This is a genomic window from Aureimonas sp. SA4125 (assembly GCF_019973775.1).
GTDB lineage: Bacteria > Pseudomonadota > Alphaproteobacteria > Rhizobiales > Rhizobiaceae > Plantimonas.
Map to the genome: position 1 here is coordinate 4029580 of NZ_AP025032.1, position 16372 is coordinate 4045951.

The following is a 16372-nucleotide window of genomic DNA, read 5'->3' on the forward strand; positions in this document are numbered from 1 at the left end:
TCAGCTACCCCGATAGGTTGAATAGCCATAGGGCGAGAGCAGCAGCGGCACATGGTAGTGCCGGATTTCCCCGACGCTGAAGCGCACGGCGATGTCGTCGAAGAAGGGCGCCGCGCCCCCGGCGGGCATGGTCGCGGCGAGATAGGGTCCGGCGGCGAAGACGATATCGTACTGGCCGGGCACGAAGGCCGTGCCCGCGAGGAGGGGCTTGTCGCAGCGGCCGTCGGCATTCGTCTGCGCCCTTGCCAACGGCGTGCGCCGGCCGTCCGCGTCGACGGCAAACAGTGTCACCGCCATGCCCGCGGCGGGCTTGCCGAGGCTGGTGTCGAGGACATGCGTCGTCAGCCGTCCCCCCTCGTTCTCCGCCATCACGCGACCTTCGTTTTTGACCATCTGGTAAAGCCAGTGTGCAACGGGCCGGATGGCGGCGTCCAGAGCAAAGCGCGGGGCTGATGATGGCCGTTGCCGGGGGTAAGGAAATATCTTACCTCTTTTCCGTCCAGTCTCTGAGGAGAGGAGTTCCGGGGCATGATCACGAGCAGGCTCAGTTCGAAGTCCCAGACCACCATTCCCCAGCCGGTGCGCAAGGCGCTCAATCTGAGGGAAGGCGACGAACTGGTCTATGTGATCGAGAACGGCCGGGTCATCCTGATGCGCGACGAAGGCGACATCTTCAGCAATCCCTTCGCGACCTTCACCGAATGGGATAGCGACGCCGATCACAAAGCCTATGACAAGCTTTGAGCAAGGCGACGTCGTCGTCGTTCCGTTTCCCTACACCGAGCGCGACACCGCCTATCGCCGGCCGGCCCTCATCGTCTCGACAAAGCTTCTCGGACCGATGCGACTCGCCTGGGTGATGATGATCACCAGTGCCGACAACGCGCCGTGGGAGGGGGACGTTCATCTGGGAGCGGCCTATGCCGACGTTGGACTTTTCGATCCCTCCGTGGTTCGCACGGCCAAGATCGCCAATGTCGAGACGGTCGGCTTTCAGAAGATCGGTCGGCTACCGACCGAGCCTTTCCAGCGCGTGATGGCGGAACTGCGATCCGTCATCGGCGCCTGACTTCAGGATTGACAACGATGCCCCCCTATCCCCGAGACATGCGCGGCTACGGCCGCACGCCGCCCGATCCGCGCTGGCCGGATGGCGCCAGGATCGCCGTGCAGTTCGTCGTCAACTACGAGGAGGGCGGCGAGAATGCCGTGATCCATGGCGACGCGGCCTCGGAAGCCTTCCTGTCGGAGATCGTCGGCGCCGCGCCCTGGATCGGGCAGCGCCACATGAACATGGAGTCGATCTACGAATATGGCGCGCGCGCCGGTTTCTGGCGGCTGTGGCGGATGTTTACCGAGCGGGCGATGCCGGTGACGGTCTATGGCGTCGCGACGGCGCTGGAGCGCAGCCCCGAGCAGGTCGCAGCGATGCGGGAGGCGGACTGGGAGATCGCCTCACACGGGCTGAAGTGGATCGACTACCGCGACTATTCCTATGAGGACGAGCGCGCCCACATGCGCGAGGCGATCGAGATCCACACGGCGGTGACGGGGTCGCGCCCGACCGGCTGGTACACCGGCCGCTCCTCCGTCCACAGTCTCGATCTCGCTGCCGAGGAGGGCGGCTTCCTCTACGCCTCCGACGCCTATGCCGACGACCTGCCCTATTGGCAGGAGACGCCGTCGGGCCCGCTCCTCGTCCTGCCCTATACGCTCGACACGAACGACATGCGGTTTGCGACGCCCCAGGGCTTCAATTCGGGGGACCAGTTCTTCGCCTATCTCAAGGATTCCTTCGACGTGCTCTATGCCGAAGGGCAGGCCGGCGCGGCGAAGATGCTGAACATCGGCCTCCACTGCCGACTCGTCGGCCGCCCCGGCCGAGCCGCGGCGCTCGCCCGCTTCCTCGACTATGTCGGCTCGAAGCCGGACGTCTGGGTCGCCAGGCGCGTCGACATCGCCCGCCACTGGCGCGAACATTTTCCCTACGCGCCGGGCCTCAAGCCGAGTCGGATGGCGCGGGACGTGTTCGTCGAGACGTTCGGCGGCGTCTTCGAGCATTCGCCGTTCGTCGCCGAGCGCGCCTTTGATCGTAGCCTCTCCGCCGCGCACGACAGCGCCGCGGGGCTGGCCGGCGCCATGGCCACCGCCTTCCGCCGGGCAAGCCACCTGGAACGCCTCGGCGTTCTGCGCGCCCACCCCGATCTTGCGGGCCGTCTGGCCCTCGCGGGCGAACTCACCGCGGAGTCGTCGAACGAACAGGCCTCGGCCGGACTCGATCGGCTTACACCTGCTGAACTCGCCCGCTTCGAGGAACTGAACTCCCGCTATGTCCAGCGCTTCGGCTTCCCCTTCATCGTCGCGGTGAAGGGCAGGACCAAGGAGGACATCCTCGCCGCCTTCGAGGCCCGCCTCGACAACGATCCCGAGACCGAGCGGGCCAAGGCGGCGCGCGAGGTCGAGCGCATCGCCACCCTTCGCATCCAGAGCCTTTTCGGAGACACAGCATGAGCGACCGCTTCATCACCGCCGCCCCGGCACAAGAGGCCGAGGCGCTCCTGAAGCGCAGCATCGACCTTGCCCATCCCCGCCTCGGCACCGTCGTGACCCACGCCAGCGACGATTTCTTCGCCGACAAGAGCCGGCTTATCGCCCCCGAGGCACCGGTCTTCTATCCCGACCGGTTCGACGACAACGGCAAATGGATGGACGGATGGGAGTCGCGCCGGAAGCGCGTCGCGGGCCACGATTTCTGCATCGTCAAACTCGGACAGCGCGGCCGGATCCATGCCGTCGACATCGACACGGCCTTCTTCACCGGCAATTTTCCGCCCGAAGCGATGATCGAGGTCGCCGACACGCCGGGCGAACCCGGAGAGGGCGACTGGTCCGTGCTGGTCGAGCGCCGGGCCTTGAAGGGCGATAGCCACCACGTCATCGAGACGGCGTCGGACCGCAGCTGGGGCTGGCTGCGCCTCCACATCTATCCCGATGGCGGCGTTGCCCGGCTGCGCGTCTACGGCACGGTGGACAAGGACTGGTCGACCGTTTCCGCCGACGCGACAGTCGACCTCGTGGCGCTGGAAAACGGCGGCACGGCGATCGCCTGGAACGACGCGCATTACGGCGCGCCCGCCAACATGCTGGCGCCCGGCCGCGCGCCCGTGATGAGCGACGGCTGGGAGACCGCCCGCCGCCGCCGGCCGGGCAATGACTGGTGCGTCCTGAAACTCGGCCATGCCGGCACCGTCGAGCGGATCCACATCGACACCCGCCATTTCAAGGGCAACTTTCCCGATCGCTTCTCGCTGAAGGCGATCCGTCTCGACGCCGACCCCGCGGCCGCCGAGATCGAGGCGGCGAGCGCCGCCTGGCCCCTGCTTCTCGGCGAAACGAAGCTTGCCGCAGACGCCATCGCGGAATTCACGCCGGCGGCCGATGCGGGGCCGGTCACCCATGTGCGTCTCGACATCTATCCCGATGGCGGGATCTCGCGCCTCCGCCTCTTTGGCCGAAAAGCATGATCCCGCCGGACGATGAGCGGGCGGCAGGACCCCGCCTCCTCGTCGCCGAGCCGCTGACGCTGCTCGGCTTCGAGCCTTTCGGCCAGGTGATCGAGCCCGACAATGCGGATTCGATCCGGCTGATCAATGGCGGCACGACGACGCGCTTCCACGACCTCGCCAAGATCGACGTCGCGGCCGAGGGCGGCCGCCCGCTGGTCAACATCTTCCGCGGCAAGCCGTTCTCGTTGCCGCTGGAAATCGCCATGATGGAGCGCCACCCGCTCGGCAGCCAGGCCTTCGTGCCGCTGCACGACCGGCCCTTCCTGATCGTCGTGGCGCCGGACGAGGGCGGCAGGCCGGGCAAGCCGGTCGCCTTCGTCGCCCGCGGCGGCCAGGGCGTGAACTATGGCCGCAACACCTGGCACCACCCGCTGGTCTCGATCGATGCCATGAGCGACTTCCTGGTGATCGACCGCGGCGGCGAGGGAAACAATCTGGAGGAGGCGTTCTACGCGGCCCCGTTTCGGATCGAGGCACTGTAGAGCCTGCCGGATTTTCACGGAACCCGTGGGCTCCTACGGGCGGGCACAGACCTCGACGGCCGCTGCCGGCCATTGCCTCAGCCAAGCACCAGCAACTCTTCGAAATGCGTCATGTCGGCGAAGCGGCAGAAAGCGGGCGGGCGCAGGTCGAGCATCGGGGTGTCGCGCTGCAGCGCGAGCAGCTCGGCGGCAAGCGCCGCCTCCCAGACAGGGAGATCGTCGTCCTCGAGCCAGTCGATCATGTAGGCGAAGGTCATGTGAAAGCTGTAGTCGTCATGCTGCGGCTGGCGATAGCTGAAGGGAACCGTCAGGGCGTCGCGCCAGGCGCGCATTACCGCCTCGTCCTTCGCGCTGGCGCCTGCGAGCTTCAGTCCGTTCGGCGTCACGCCGACGACAGCGACCTTGAAGGCGCCATGGCCCTCGAAGCCTTCGAGTCGCCTGAGGAAATACGACGTCAACGCGTCGATGGAGGTGTCGAAGGGCATGTCCTGCGGCCAGGCGGAAGGGGTGCGGCGGGTCTCCAGAACGCCTTCGAACAGCGTCATGTGCAGGCTGCCCGGAGGCGTGAAGGCGAGCTTTCCCGCCGGCGCCAAGGCCATGATGCGGGACCGGGCGCCGATCACCGCGGCCTCTGAGGACGAGCCTTCGACAAGGTGGCAGACGACGGTATTGCCGTGCTCGGGCAGAAACTGCCCCTCGGCGTCGTAGCGGCTGCCGAGCCGTGGCGGCGGGCCCGGATGACGGACTCTTCTGAATCGATCGAGCGAGGGGTGGGTCGTCGGCATGGCAGTCTCCGGGCGTCCCGGAGCGCCCAGGATGAGGCGACCCGGATACGCGTGCGACCTGACAATCATGTGACGATATGGCGGAAACGGCCGGCAACCGCCCTCCGGCGGCAGGTGGACGCCGCCGCCGGCTCAGGCGAAACGCGCCGCCGCCGCCCCGTGCTCGGCCCGCAGCCGCGCGACGTCCACGCCCAGCGGCATGCCGTCAACGACGCGCCACGTTCCCTTGACCATCACCCGGTCGGCCCGCGTCGCGCCGCAGAGGACGAGCGCGGCGACCGGATCGTGCGCGCCGGAGAAGCGCAGCTCGTCCAGTGCGAACAGCGCGAGGTCCGCCTGCAGGCCGACGACGATGCGGCCGATGTCGCTCCGGCCGAGGCAGGCGGCCGAGCCCTCGGTGCCCCAGCGCAGCACGTCGCGTGAGGTGACCGCCGCCGCGGACTGCGTGCGCAACCGACCGACCATCAGCGCATGACGGGCGGATTCGATGAGGTTGGAAGCATCGTTCGAGGCCGAGCCGTCGACGCCGAGGCCGACCGGGCTGCCGGCGGCCATCAGTCCCTCGACCGGACAGAAGCCGGAAGCGAGCACGGCGTTGGAAGTCGGGCAATGACAGATGCCGACGCGGTGGCGGCCGAGGCGGGCGCATTCCTCGGTGGTGAAGTGGATGCCGTGCGCGAGCCAGGTCCGGGGCCCGAGCCAGCCGACCTCCTCCAGATAGTCGAGCGGGCGATAGCCAAAGAGTTTCTGGCAGTAGTCGTTCTCGTCCTTTGTCTCGCCGAGATGGGTGTGCAGCCGGCAGTCCTCGCGCTCGGCCAGCTCGGCGCTCTGCACCATCAGGCTCTTGGTCACCGAGAAGGGCGAGCAGGGCGCAAGCGCGATCTGCAGCATCGAGCCTTCGGCGCGGTCGTGGTATCGGGCGATCAGCCGTTCACTGTCGGCCAGGATCGTGTCCTCGTCCTGCACCACGCCGTCGGGCGGCAGACCGCCGTCCTTCTGCGAAAGGTTCATCGAGCCGCGGGTGAGCGTCGCCCTTATGCCGAGGCTCGCCGCCTCTTCCGCCTCGATGTCTATGCCGTTCTCGAGCCCTTTCGGGAAAAGATAGTGGTGATCGGCAGCGGTCGTGCAGCCGGACATCAGGAGCTCGGTCAAAGCGAGCCGGACCGAAAGACGGAAGGCGTCGGGATCGAGCCGCGCCCAGATCGGGTAGAGGCTGGTCAGCCAGGGAAACAGCTCCTTGTCCACTGCCGCCGGATGGGCGCGGGTCAGGGTCTGGTAGAAATGGTGATGGGCATTCACGAGGCCCGGCAGCACGACGTGGCGAGAGGCGTCGAACGTCTCGTCCACGGGCCCCAACGGGGCCGCACTCGCGGGAACCAGTTCGGCGATGCGGCCGTCCTCGACGACGATCCCGCCCTCGGCACCTTCCGCCAGGATGCCGAGCGGGTTCTTCAAGAACAGCCGAGCCATCGTCAGGCCGCAGCGGCGATCGCGGGCAAGCCTCCCTGCGCAACGAGGAAGGCGAGGATGTCGGCAAGGCCCTGGCCGCGTGACAGGTCGGCGAACACCGTCGGCAGATCCTTGCGGCCGCGCGCGGTGTCGGCGTGCATGCGCTCGAGGTCGGCCCCGACATAGGGCGCGAGATCGGTCTTGTTGACGACGAGAAGATCCGACCGCGTGATCGCCGGCCCGCCCTTTCTTGGAATGTCGTCGCCCTGGCAGACCGAGATGACGTAGATCGAGAGGTCGACGAGATCGGGCGAGAAGGTCGCGGCGAGATTGTCGCCGCCCGATTCGACCAGGACCAGGTCGAGATCGGCATGGCGGGCCCGCAATTGCTTGATCGCGGCGATGTTGATCGAAGCGTCCTCGCGGATGGCGGTATGCGGGCAACCGCCGGTTTCGACGCCGATGATGCGGTCGCTGGAGAGCGCCTGCAGCCGTACCAGCGCCTCGGCGTCCTCGCGGGTGTAGATGTCGTTGGTGACGACGCCGATCGACCAGCTGCTGCGCGCCGCCTTGCAGAGTTTCTCCACCAGAGTGGTCTTGCCCGAACCGACGGGGCCGCCGATGCCGACGCGGAGGGGTCCGTTGTGTGACGTCATGAGCGAAAAAGCCTTGTTGTCATGGTTTCGTGCCGCATCGCGGCAATGTCGGAGAGGAAAGACGAGGAGCCGAGATCGTCCAGCGTCGAACCCTCGGCACGCCGGGCGGCCGAAAGTTGGACGGGCTCCAAAGCGTGGAGAACGAGCACCATCTGGCTCTGCCCGAGCGGAACGAGCCGCGTCGCGACCGCGACGAGATTGGCGCAGAAGCCGTGGGCATAGGCGGTGAGGGCGTCGAGCAGCGCGATGTCGCCGACGCCCGCCAGGCGCCCGACGGCGACCGGATATGGCGCGTCCGGCAGGTCTGCCGTCGTTGCCGCAGCGTCATGCCAGGGCTGCGCGGCCGCGCCGAAGGCTGCGCCGAGCGCCTGCGTTTCGGCCCGTCGCTCCATCGAGCCACCGAGCGCGAGCGCCAGTTCGCACACCGCCGCCATCCGGGTGGAATCCAGATCTTTCGCCGCACGAAACGCTTCGGCGAACAGCACGAGATCGTTCCAGCCGCTGCCACGCAGCAGCAGCGTCTCGAGCCATTTCGACAGCGTTGCGGCATCGGCGACACGCCGCTCCGCGATCGCCGATTCCAGCCCGTGCGAATAGGCAAAGCCCCCGACCGGAAAGGCCGGCGACAGCCAGGTCATCAGCCGCAGCAGCGCCGAGGAACCGGGCGCCTGCAACTCATTCATGGGCATGCGGGACAGCGTGACCGTCATGGGGCGCGTCGTCGTGAGGGGCTGCATGCGCACCGCCATAGGCGCCGCCCTCGGGATCGAAGGGCGCGTCGAGCTCGATGACGCTTGCATGAAGGCCCTCCAGCATTTCGCGCAGCACCGGCTCGCGGCGGATCAGGATGTGGTCCTCGAGGATCTGCGCCGCCTGATGGCGGTTGCCGAGGTGCCAGGCGAGCGTCAGGAGATGCGTCGCGTTCTGGCCGCGCACGACATAGAGCGGCTCGTCCTTCGCCTTGACGCGCAGGATCCGCCCGTCGTCGAGCCCGATGCCGTCGCCGTCGCGCAGCCGCACGGTTTCGGCCAGGTCGAGGAGGAAAGCGATGCCGCCGTCGGAGACCATCGCCATGCGGCGGCGATGGCGCTGCATCTCGTCGAGCGTGATCGTGTCGTCGGGGTGGAAGTGCGCCTCGCGGGCGTGGATCTCGGTCGCGCGGATCATGGGACTACCTCGGAAGGTCCTGTGGACGACCCGGCAGAAATCCTGAGTCGCGAAGCTGGGGAAGCGTGTAGGGGCAGGAAGACGGGAAAGTCGCCTTTTCCAGATCGGTCGCCTCGACGGCCTCGAACACGGCCAGCTTGTAGGCGCCGGCCAAGGCCCCGGCGGGAAATCCGCGAAGGCTGGGACTATCGTCGATAATCATGTCCCAGCGGAGCCGTTGTTCAGACAGCGTCGATAGCCATCCCTCCTGTCGTTTCTCTGGCTGAAACTGCCACTTCAAGAGGTATTGGAAGGTGCCCTTCAACCGACTGCGAATTTCGCGTTTGTCACTCCGCCCCACGCTCTCGATCTCCTCGGCGACATTCTCCCAGTCGATGTCGCCGCCCTCGCCCGACCTTGCTCTCAACCGCCCCGCCTGCGCTTGCGTCCAGGCATAGAAGTCCGCGTCGTAGAGTGAGGGTTGAGGCTTCGCGGTCATTGGTCACCGCCTGGCAGATAGCCCATGTCGAGGATCTGGGAGACCGTGAACGGGCAGTCGGCGGGGAAGGTATCGGGCGACAACCGCGTCTCGCCTGCCGCATTCCAGCGAGCGATCGCATATTCCTCGTCGAGCACTTCCAACGGATGCCCTCTCAGGCTGGGACTACGCCGGATCCGCCGGTTGATGCGACGCCTCTGCTCGTGGATCGTCCCGCGCCAGCTGTTCGACCGCCGCTCGGGCTGAAACTGCCATTTCAGCAGATGCGTCAATAGCACCGCCATCCGGCTTTCGATCTCGCTGCGCTCCGACTCTCCCACGCTTTCGATCTCCTCGGCGACATGCTCCCAGTCGAGGGAGGTCGTTGCCTGAGCCCGGAGCCGCGCCGACTGGTCCTGCGACCAGGCATAGAGGTCCGTCTCGTAGAGGCTCGGCACCGGCGCTTTCAGGGCATCTGACATTTACGCCTCCGCCTCGGGGAAGAAGTTCCGGTCGAGGATGTCGGCGAGAGCGAAAGGGCAGTCCGGCGGAAAGGCCGCTTCGGGCATTCCCGTCTCGCCGGCCGCCTTCAGACGCGCCACCGCGTATTCGCGACCGAGCCTTGCGGCTGGATAGGGCCGTAAGCTCGGACTCTCGTCGAGATCGTCAAGGATCTGGCCGCGTTGCTCGGTGATCGTGCCCGTCCAGCTAGACGATCGGAAAGCTGGCTGAAACCGCCATTTCAGGAGATGGACGAGCAGCACATTGAGACGCGAGGCGATCTCGCGTTTGACCGAGCGCCCCAAGTCCCCGACCTCCTCGGCGAGATTTTCCAGATCGAGCCGGTCGTGCCGACCGGCCTTGAGAGCTGCGACCTGATCCTGAGTCCAGGCGAAATAGTCCTCTGCATAGTCCGCCCCGGCGCGCGGCAGCGCCGAGGATTCCGGGGAGAGACCAAGCGGACGGGACACCGGTTCGGCTCCTTTGGCAAAAGCGACGTTTGCGCCGGGGCGCGGCCCATGAGCCGATCCTAGAACATGAAATAGCGCTGCGCCATCGGCAGCACCGTCGCCGGCTCGCAGGTCAAAAGCTCGCCGTCGGCGCGCACTTCGTAGGTCTCCGGGTTCACCTCGATGTGCGGCACGGCATCGTTAAGGATCATCGAGGCCTTGGAAATGCCGCCGCGGGTGTTCTCGACGGCGAGAAACGTCTTGTCGCAGCCAAGGCGCGCGCGCAGCCCGTCGTCGAGGGCGGCCTTGGAGACGAAGGTGGCGCCGATGGCGCCCGGCGCCTTGCCGAAGTTGCCGAACATCGGTCGGTAATGCACCGGCTGCGGCGTCGGGATCGAGGCGTTCGGGTCGCCCATGGGCGCGGCCACGATCATCCCGCCGAGGAGCACCAGCGAGGGCTTGACGCAAAAGAAGGCGGGATCCCAGACGACGAGATCGGCGCGCTTGCCGACCTCGACCGAGCCGATCTCGCGGCTCATCCCCTGCGCGATCGCCGGGTTAATGGTGTATTTCGCGACATAGCGGCGGACCCGCAGATTGTCGTTGTCGCCGGTCTCGCCGGCAAGGCTCCCGCGCTGGCGCTTCATCTTGTCGGCGGTCTGCCAGGTGCGGATGATCACCTCGCCGACGCGGCCCATGGCCTGGCTGTCCGAGGCGATGATGGAAAAGGCGCCAAGGTCGTGCAGAATATCCTCCGCCGCGATGGTCTCCTTGCGGATGCGGCTTTCGGCAAAGGCGATGTCCTCGGGGATCGACGCGTCGAGATGGTGGCAGACCATCAGCATGTCGAGATGCTCCTCGAGCGTGTTGATGGTGTAGGGCCGCGTCGGGTTGGTCGAGGACGGGATGACGTTCGGCAGGCCGCACACCTTGATGATGTCGGGTGCATGCCCGCCGCCGGCGCCCTCAGTGTGGAAGGCGTGGATGGTGCGGCCGCGGAAGGCGCCGACCGTGTCCTCGACGAAGCCCGATTCATTCAGCGTGTCGGTGTGGATCATCACCTGCACGTCGTGGGCGTCGGCGACCGACAGGCAGCAGTCGATCGCCGCCGGCGTCGTGCCCCAGTCCTCGTGCAGCTTCAGGGCGCAGGCGCCGCCGAGCACCATTTCCTCGAGGGCCGCCGGCAGCGAGGCATTGCCCTTGCCGGAAAAGCCGATGTTCATCGGCAGGCCGTCGACCGCCTGCAGCATGCGGGCGAGATGCCAGGGACCGGGCGTGCAGGTGGTCGCGAGCGTGCCGTGTGCCGGCCCGGTGCCGCCGCCGAGCATGGTGGTGATGCCCGAATACATCGCCTCCTCGATCTGCTGCGGGCAGATGAAGTGGATATGGCTGTCGAAGCCGCCGGCGGTGACGATCTTGCCCTCGCCGGCGATCGCCTCGGTGCCGGGGCCGACGACGATGGTGACGCCCGGCTGCGTATCGGGATTGCCGGCCTTGCCGATGGCGTGGATGCGGCCGTCGCGCAGGCCGATGTCGGCCTTGTAGATGCCGGTGTGGTCGAGGATCAGGGCGTTGGTGATCACCGTGTCGACGGCGCCCTCGGCCCGGCTCTTCTGCGACTGGCCCATGCCGTCGCGGATCACCTTGCCGCCGCCGAACTTCACCTCCTCGCCATAGGTGGTGAGATCTTTCTCCACCTCGATGAACAGCTCGGTATCGGCAAGACGCACCTTGTCGCCGGTCGTCGGACCGAACATCGCGGCATAGGAGGAGCGGGAAATTCTGGCAGGCATGACGACCTCTTTTGGCAATGCGCCGCGGCGATCGGCGGCATGGCGCCGTCCCTGTTGCAGCGCCGAAGACATTCGGATCGCAAAGCCGGGAGTTTGTCAAAGCCTGCAGAGACCCCATCTTGAATGCGGAGGGTGCTTTCAGGCGTCCGGCGAAAGGACGCAGTCGATGACCAGACAGATGATCGCAGCCGCAGGGCTCCTCGCCCTTGCCCTCGGCACCGGCGAGGCGGCGGCGCAGGCGTTCGAACCGGGCCCCCCCGGCACGCCGACCGGCACCTCGATGGCAGGCGCCAGTATCGTCGGCGCGCCGAAACTGCCGCGCGGCAACAGGATCCCGAACGCCCGGGTGTTCGGCGACACGGCCGAGGAGCGTGCCTATGGCCGGGATTTCGACGACAGCTACATCACGCCCGAAGTGCCTCGCGGCATCGGCAGGAAGACGACCAACCCCGCCCGCGCCGGCCGCTCCGATATCGATCCGACCAGCGCCGGGGATTTTGCCCGCGGCGGACCCGCGGCGATCGGCCAAAGTTCGGTGACGCGCGGCAGCAGCTTCAGCCGCGGCAGCCGGGGCGGCCGTGCCCGAATCGTGAACGAGCCATAGACGACCGCCCGTCGCCTTTCGTCGGAACGGCTGCCCATGCCGCCGAGTTGGGAACCTGAACGTGTCGCTCACCGACGGCGCCAGAGAAGCGCCAAGCACGACACCACAGGAGAGATATCATGCGCGCATCGCAAATTGCCCTCGCTGCCTCAATCGTTCTTTTGAGCGCATCGTCAGCCCTTGCCCAGTCGAGCGGGAGCTCGGGAAGTGCCGGATCCGGGGGATCGGGCTCCGGTGCCTCTGGCAGCGCGGGCGGCACCGGCGTGACCGGAAGCCCGGCGGCTTCCGGCAATGGTCTCTCCGGCAGCACGGGCGGCACAGGCGCCGGCAGTGCCGGCAGCGGCTTGTCTGGCTCGAGCGGCACCGGTACGTCGACGACGATCCTGCCGGGCAACGCCGTCAATCCGCAGCTTGGCACCACTGCCGGCAGCGCGACGGGGACGGGCGTCACCGGCAGCACGGGGACGGGTATCTCGACGAGTTCGCCGGCGGATCTGTCGGGGGCGAACGGAGACTCCGGATCGTCGAGCACCGGGGTCGCCACAGAGGGATCCAGCACGATCAACTCGACAAGCGTAGACGGGATCGCGCGGTCCGGCGATGCGGGAGCCGCCAGCACGATCGGCGAGACGTCTGGCTCGGCTGCGGGAGCGACCAGCTCGGGCGGCCTTGCAGGATCGGGTCAGCGTGAAGACTACCGCATCGCTGCCCCGCCCATCGCGGTCGACGTCGAGGCCATTCGCGGCGCGCTGGACGCCGAGCCAGGGGCAACGCCGAAGGCCAACGGAAACTGACGGCACACCGCCTTTGCGGTGCGTAATATCTGGGCCGTACGTCAGGTCCGGGCGGCGCCTCAGATGTGAGGCGGGATCAACGGAAATGGGGGCTACAGCGCCCCCATCACCTTGCCGTTGAAGCCGTATACGTGTCGCTCGCCCCGGAGCGGCACGAGCGAAACCGCGCGGGTCTGTCCCGGCTCGAAGCGCACCGCGGTTCCCGCGGCGATATCGAGACGCTGCCCCCGCGCGATCTCGCGGTCGAAGGCCAGCGCCAGATTTGTTTCGGCGAAGTGATAGTGCGAACCGACCTGGATCGGCCGATCACCGGTATTGGAGACCTCGATCGTCGTCGCCGGCGAGCCCTCGTTCAGGACGATCTCGCCTTCTGCCGCGATCACCTCGCCGGGGATCACCGGCGTCAGCCGATCATCAGCGCGACGCCGGCGATGGCCGTGCCGGCGCCGAGCGTGCGGGAGAGTGCAGATCCAGCCCTCTGGCCGACACCACGTCCGGCGACCAGGCCAAGACCGATGCCGGCGCCATGCAGCAGCGCTGTCGCCGCAACGAAGCCGAGCGAGAAGCTCAGTGCACCGGCAGTGCCGATCTCGCTGGCGTGCGCAGCGCCATGCGCCAGCGCGAACAGACCGACGAGCCCGGCGCTCGCCAGAAGCGGCACGCGGACGGCGGTCGCGACGACGAGGCCGAGGACGATGACGGAAGCGAGGATCGCCGGCTCGACGAAAGGAAGCGCGAGGCCGGAAGCGCCGAGGATGAAGCCGAGGGCCATGGCACCGACGAAGGCAGCCGGGACGGCGTAGAGCGCCCGTCCGCCAAGCTGCGCGGCCCAGAGACCGACCGCGACCATCGCCAGGATATGGTCGAGGCCCGATAGCGGATGGGCGAACCCGGAAAGAAAGGAGCTGTGCGCCTGCGTGCCGACATGGGCGAAGGCGGGTGCGGCACCGGCCAGAAGGGCGGCGGCAGCGAGAGCTAAACGTTTCGACATCTGTTCCTCATCGGTCAACATGGGCGCCCGGATTTGGGTCGCGCCCGCTTTTCGCATTGCGGCACAGGACAACAGATCTCTGCGGCGGTGCGGTGCCATTGTGGAAGAACGGCCGGCGGCTGTCAAAGCGCTTAACCGTTTCGAAGCCTTGGAAAGCGAGATACCGCCCGAGGCGCGGCATTGTCGCGGTTCCTTCAAGGGTCCCTCAACCGGAAAGCGCCATGCTCGTCCACAGCACTGCATGGCCACCCGGGACGGGTCGCCGAACCGGACGAGACACAGGGACACGCATGACCATCCGCACTCGAATCCTGCAGGCAGCCGGTGCTGCGACGATGGCAACCCTCGCGGTCAGCCTCTGCGGCGACATCGAGCCGAACCACATCCGCACGGCGACGATCGATGGCGTCCGCGGTCCGGTCTACTATTCCGTGGTCGACGGCACCTATCATCGCATCGGCCATTCGGATGCCCGATCCATGCCCCCCGGTCTGCAGGTCGCCGACGCCGCCTCGGGACAACGCTGATCCTGCCTGGTGGCCGCTGACGATCCTGATCGCGCCCCTCCCCATCACCGGGCTAAAGCGGGATGGCTTTTCTTCGAATCGCCGACCCGCTTTAGGTCCTTGTCCTCGCATGATCTTTTCCGAAAGCCGGAACCCACCTTCCGGGATCATGCTCCATGAGATCGAGGCTGGCGATAAGACGCCTTAGCGAATCGGCTCGTGGACCGTCACGAGCTTCGTGCCGTCCGGAAAGGTGGCCTCGACCTGGACATCGTGGATCATCTCGGCGATCCCCTCCATCACCTGGTCGCGCGTGACGACGTGGGCGCCCGCCTCCATCAGATCGGCGACCGAGCGCCCATCACGGGCGCCTTCGACGACATAGTCCGATATCAGCGCGATGGCTTCCGGATGGTTCAGCTTGACGCCGCGCGCCAGCCGCTTGCGTGCGACTTCGGCGGCCATGGCGACGATCAGCTTGTCCTTTTCGCGCGGCGTCAACTGCATCGGCTTGCTCTCTTCAAAGACACGTCAAAGCGACCATACAAGCGGAAGCGGTGCCTTTGCCAGCGTGGCGAGCACGGGAACGAGACGCTTGCGCAGGAGAAATCCGCTGCCGGCAACGAGCCGCGCGACGACGAGACCGTCGAAGGCGCTGGCGCCGCCATCGGGGCCGATGATGTCGCGAAGGGCCCCGAGGAGTGCCTCGCCGTCCGGCAGCTGCGCCATGACGGTGGCAAACGCCTTGGCGCCGCCAAGCCCGGCTGCCGCCGCGGCGATCGCCTCGACCGGCCCGTCCAGCAGCAGTTGCTCGGCGAAGACGAGGCGCCCGTCGCGGCGCACGCGCCAGCGGTCGGACAGCTTTCCCTCCACCACCGTTTCGCCCATGAGCGTGCGGCCGAGGACGACGCTCTCGACGAGCAGCACCCGGCTCGACGCGGCGCAATCGACATCCAGCCGACGTGCCAGCGCGCCGCCGTCGAAGAGGATCGTCTCCTGCGGGAGATAGAGGAAGTCCGCCTCGGCGGCGACAGTGACGCCGGTCTCGATCCGCGCCTCGCCTCTCGACGCGCGGTAGACGCGCTCGCAGGCCTGTGTCGTCAGGCTGAGGCTCGCGCCCGAGCCAACGGAAATGTCGACGGCGAGCCTGTCGCCACCGGTGAGGCCGCCGGAGGAATTGATCAATATCGCCTCCGCCGCGGGACCTGGCGTGCGGGGAAAGCGCAGCTTCAGGCAGCCGGCCTGATGCAGCCGGGCGATTCGCGAGCGGCCTGCCGTGAAGCGAAACTCCGCCATGGCACGGCCCTTCGCCCTCTGCATGGACGGCTCGACCGTCTCGCCTTGCGGCAGCAGGGGATCCCAGGCGGCCGGCCGCGGCTTCTCGGCGGCGGACGGCGCGGCGGGCGACAGGGCATCGGCGATGGAAGCGTCAGACGGTGAGATGCTTGCGAACCTCCGGGCGACTGAGATCCTCGGCCACGCCCTCGAAGACGATCTCGCCGCGATCCATGATGTAGACCTTGTCGGCGAGTTCCTGACAGAAGTCGAGATACTGCTCGACGAGGAGAATGGCGAGGCCCGACTGCTCCTTCAGATAGCGGATGGCGCGCCCGATGTCCTTGATGATCGAAGGCTGGATTCCCTCGGTCGGCTCGTCGAGGACGAGGAGGGTCGGCCGCGTCACCAGCGCCCGGCCGATGGCGAGCTGCTGCTGCTGCCCGCCCGAAAGATCGCCCCCGCGCCGCCCGAGCATCGACTTGAGCACCGGAAACATTTCGAAGACGTGGTCGGGGATCACCTTCTCGCCGCGTTTCAGCGGCGCGAAGCCGGTCTGCAGATTTTCCTTCACCGTCAGGAGCGGAAAGATCTCGCGCCCCTGCGGCACGAAGCCGATGCCGCGCCGCGCCCGGGTATAGGGCGCCTCGCGACCGAGCGGATGGCCGTCGAGCGCGATCTCGCCGGACCGGATCGGCTGCTGGCCGACGACGGCACGCAAAAGGCTCGTCTTGCCGACGCCATTGCGCCCGAGAACGCAGGTGATCTCGCCCTTCTTCGCCTGCATCGACACGCCCCGCAGCGCCTGCGCCGCGCCGTAATAGAGGTCGACATTGGAGACGTTCAGCATGGGTTGGTCCTTTGCAGTGGCCGGCCCGCCCGAACGGAGCGTTTCCG

Annotated in this window: 23 protein-coding genes; 8 read left to right on the plus strand and 15 right to left on the minus strand. The window is 67.3% G+C overall.

Going from position 1 to position 16372, the window contains the following annotated elements:
• Entirely contained in the window at positions 1-369 is a 369-nt protein-coding gene (gene uraH, locus Sa4125_RS19040) for a hydroxyisourate hydrolase (RefSeq protein WP_224000499.1), read from the minus strand.
• A 159-nt stretch (positions 370-528) separates the two neighbouring features.
• Here uraH and Sa4125_RS19045 point away from each other — a divergent pair, with 159 nt between their 5' ends.
• Genes Sa4125_RS19045 through Sa4125_RS19065 form a run of 5 tightly spaced genes read left to right on the plus strand, consistent with a single transcriptional unit; the run spans position 529 to position 4048 of the window.
• Positions 529-744 (plus strand): type II toxin-antitoxin system PrlF family antitoxin, encoded by a 216-nt coding sequence (locus Sa4125_RS19045; protein WP_224000501.1) that lies wholly within the window; start codon positions 529-531, stop codon positions 742-744.
• Positions 731-1069 (plus strand): type II toxin-antitoxin system PemK/MazF family toxin, encoded by a 339-nt coding sequence (locus tag Sa4125_RS19050; RefSeq protein WP_224000503.1) that lies wholly within the window; start codon positions 731-733, stop codon positions 1067-1069. The genes Sa4125_RS19045 and Sa4125_RS19050 overlap by 14 nt, the downstream gene beginning before the upstream one ends.
• 17 nt (positions 1070-1086) lie before the next feature.
• Entirely contained in the window at positions 1087-2511 is a 1425-nt protein-coding gene (puuE, locus tag Sa4125_RS19055) for an allantoinase PuuE (protein WP_224000505.1), read from the plus strand.
• Positions 2508-3524 (plus strand): allantoicase, encoded by a 1017-nt coding sequence (gene alc, locus Sa4125_RS19060; RefSeq protein WP_224000514.1) that lies wholly within the window; start codon positions 2508-2510, stop codon positions 3522-3524. Before puuE ends, alc begins: the two co-directional genes overlap by 4 nt.
• Positions 3521-4048: an ureidoglycolate lyase gene (locus Sa4125_RS19065; protein WP_224000516.1), complete on the plus strand. Its 528-nt coding sequence runs from the start codon at positions 3521-3523 to the stop codon at positions 4046-4048. Before alc ends, Sa4125_RS19065 begins: the two co-directional genes overlap by 4 nt.
• A gap of 77 nt (positions 4049-4125) precedes the next feature.
• On the opposite strand, the gene Sa4125_RS19070 is transcribed toward Sa4125_RS19065, so the two are convergent.
• The 9 genes from Sa4125_RS19070 to ureC form a co-directional block, all read right to left on the minus strand.
• Positions 4126-4833 carry a DUF1868 domain-containing protein gene (locus tag Sa4125_RS19070; protein ID WP_224000524.1) on the minus strand — a complete coding sequence of 236 codons (708 nt, stop codon included), beginning with the start codon at positions 4831-4833 and terminating at the stop codon, positions 4126-4128.
• A gap of 132 nt (positions 4834-4965) precedes the next feature.
• Positions 4966-6303: an 8-oxoguanine deaminase gene (locus tag Sa4125_RS19075; RefSeq protein ID WP_224000526.1), complete on the minus strand. Its 1338-nt coding sequence runs from the start codon at positions 6301-6303 to the stop codon at positions 4966-4968.
• Between the two features lie 2 nt (positions 6304-6305).
• Entirely contained in the window at positions 6306-6938 is a 633-nt protein-coding gene (gene ureG / locus Sa4125_RS19080; protein ID WP_224000528.1) for an urease accessory protein UreG, read from the minus strand.
• A complete protein-coding gene (locus Sa4125_RS19085) occupies positions 6935-7648 on the minus strand; it encodes an urease accessory protein UreF (RefSeq protein WP_224000530.1) in 714 nt (237 codons plus the stop codon). The genes ureG and Sa4125_RS19085 overlap by 4 nt, the downstream gene beginning before the upstream one ends.
• Complete coding sequence (locus Sa4125_RS19090; RefSeq protein ID WP_224000532.1) at positions 7614-8105, minus strand: urease accessory protein UreE; 492 nt, start codon at positions 8103-8105, stop codon at positions 7614-7616. Before Sa4125_RS19090 ends, Sa4125_RS19085 begins: the two co-directional genes overlap by 35 nt.
• Positions 8106-8109: 4 nt before the next feature.
• Positions 8110-8583, minus strand: a complete 474-nt coding sequence (locus Sa4125_RS19095) for a DUF29 domain-containing protein (protein ID WP_224000534.1) — start codon at positions 8581-8583, stop codon at positions 8110-8112.
• Entirely contained in the window at positions 8580-9044 is a 465-nt protein-coding gene (locus Sa4125_RS19100; protein ID WP_224000536.1) for a DUF29 domain-containing protein, read from the minus strand. The genes Sa4125_RS19095 and Sa4125_RS19100 overlap by 4 nt, the downstream gene beginning before the upstream one ends.
• Positions 9045-9533: a DUF29 domain-containing protein gene (locus Sa4125_RS19105; protein ID WP_224000539.1), complete on the minus strand. Its 489-nt coding sequence runs from the start codon at positions 9531-9533 to the stop codon at positions 9045-9047. It lies immediately after the preceding gene.
• A 59-nt stretch (positions 9534-9592) separates the two neighbouring features.
• A complete protein-coding gene (gene ureC, locus Sa4125_RS19110) occupies positions 9593-11305 on the minus strand; it encodes an urease subunit alpha (RefSeq protein WP_224000541.1) in 1713 nt (570 codons plus the stop codon).
• 166 nt (positions 11306-11471) lie between these two features.
• Between ureC and Sa4125_RS19115 the strand changes: the two genes are divergently transcribed.
• Positions 11472-11909, plus strand: coding sequence for a hypothetical protein (locus tag Sa4125_RS19115; RefSeq protein ID WP_224000549.1), 438 nt, complete (start codon positions 11472-11474; stop codon positions 11907-11909).
• A 263-nt stretch (positions 11910-12172) separates the two neighbouring features.
• Positions 12173-12703 (plus strand): hypothetical protein, encoded by a 531-nt coding sequence (locus tag Sa4125_RS19120; RefSeq protein ID WP_224000551.1) that lies wholly within the window; start codon positions 12173-12175, stop codon positions 12701-12703.
• 92 nt (positions 12704-12795) lie between these two features.
• Here the strand turns inward: Sa4125_RS19120 and Sa4125_RS19125 are convergent, their stop codons facing one another.
• Together Sa4125_RS19125 and Sa4125_RS19130 are read right to left on the minus strand one after the other, a co-directional pair.
• Positions 12796-13101 carry an urease subunit beta gene (locus Sa4125_RS19125; RefSeq protein WP_224000560.1) on the minus strand — a complete coding sequence of 102 codons (306 nt, stop codon included), beginning with the start codon at positions 13099-13101 and terminating at the stop codon, positions 12796-12798.
• Between the two features lie 5 nt (positions 13102-13106).
• Positions 13107-13694 (minus strand): HupE/UreJ family protein, encoded by a 588-nt coding sequence (locus tag Sa4125_RS19130; protein ID WP_224000562.1) that lies wholly within the window; start codon positions 13692-13694, stop codon positions 13107-13109.
• 290 nt (positions 13695-13984) lie between these two features.
• On the opposite strand from Sa4125_RS19130, the gene Sa4125_RS19135 reads away from it, so the two are divergent.
• Complete coding sequence (locus tag Sa4125_RS19135; protein ID WP_224000564.1) at positions 13985-14221, plus strand: hypothetical protein; 237 nt, start codon at positions 13985-13987, stop codon at positions 14219-14221.
• Between the two features lie 183 nt (positions 14222-14404).
• On the opposite strand, the gene Sa4125_RS19140 is transcribed toward Sa4125_RS19135, so the two are convergent.
• From Sa4125_RS19140 to urtE, 3 genes are all read right to left on the minus strand, one after another.
• Complete coding sequence (locus Sa4125_RS19140; protein WP_188854642.1) at positions 14405-14707, minus strand: urease subunit gamma; 303 nt, start codon at positions 14705-14707, stop codon at positions 14405-14407.
• 24 nt (positions 14708-14731) lie between these two features.
• A complete protein-coding gene (locus Sa4125_RS19145) occupies positions 14732-15496 on the minus strand; it encodes an urease accessory protein UreD (RefSeq protein WP_224000567.1) in 765 nt (254 codons plus the stop codon).
• A 133-nt stretch (positions 15497-15629) separates the two neighbouring features.
• The gene (gene urtE / locus Sa4125_RS19150; protein WP_224000569.1) at positions 15630-16325 is read right to left on the minus strand and encodes an urea ABC transporter ATP-binding subunit UrtE; all 696 of its coding nucleotides are present in this window, start codon (positions 16323-16325) and stop codon (positions 15630-15632) included.
• Between the last annotated feature and the right edge of the window lie 47 nt (positions 16326-16372).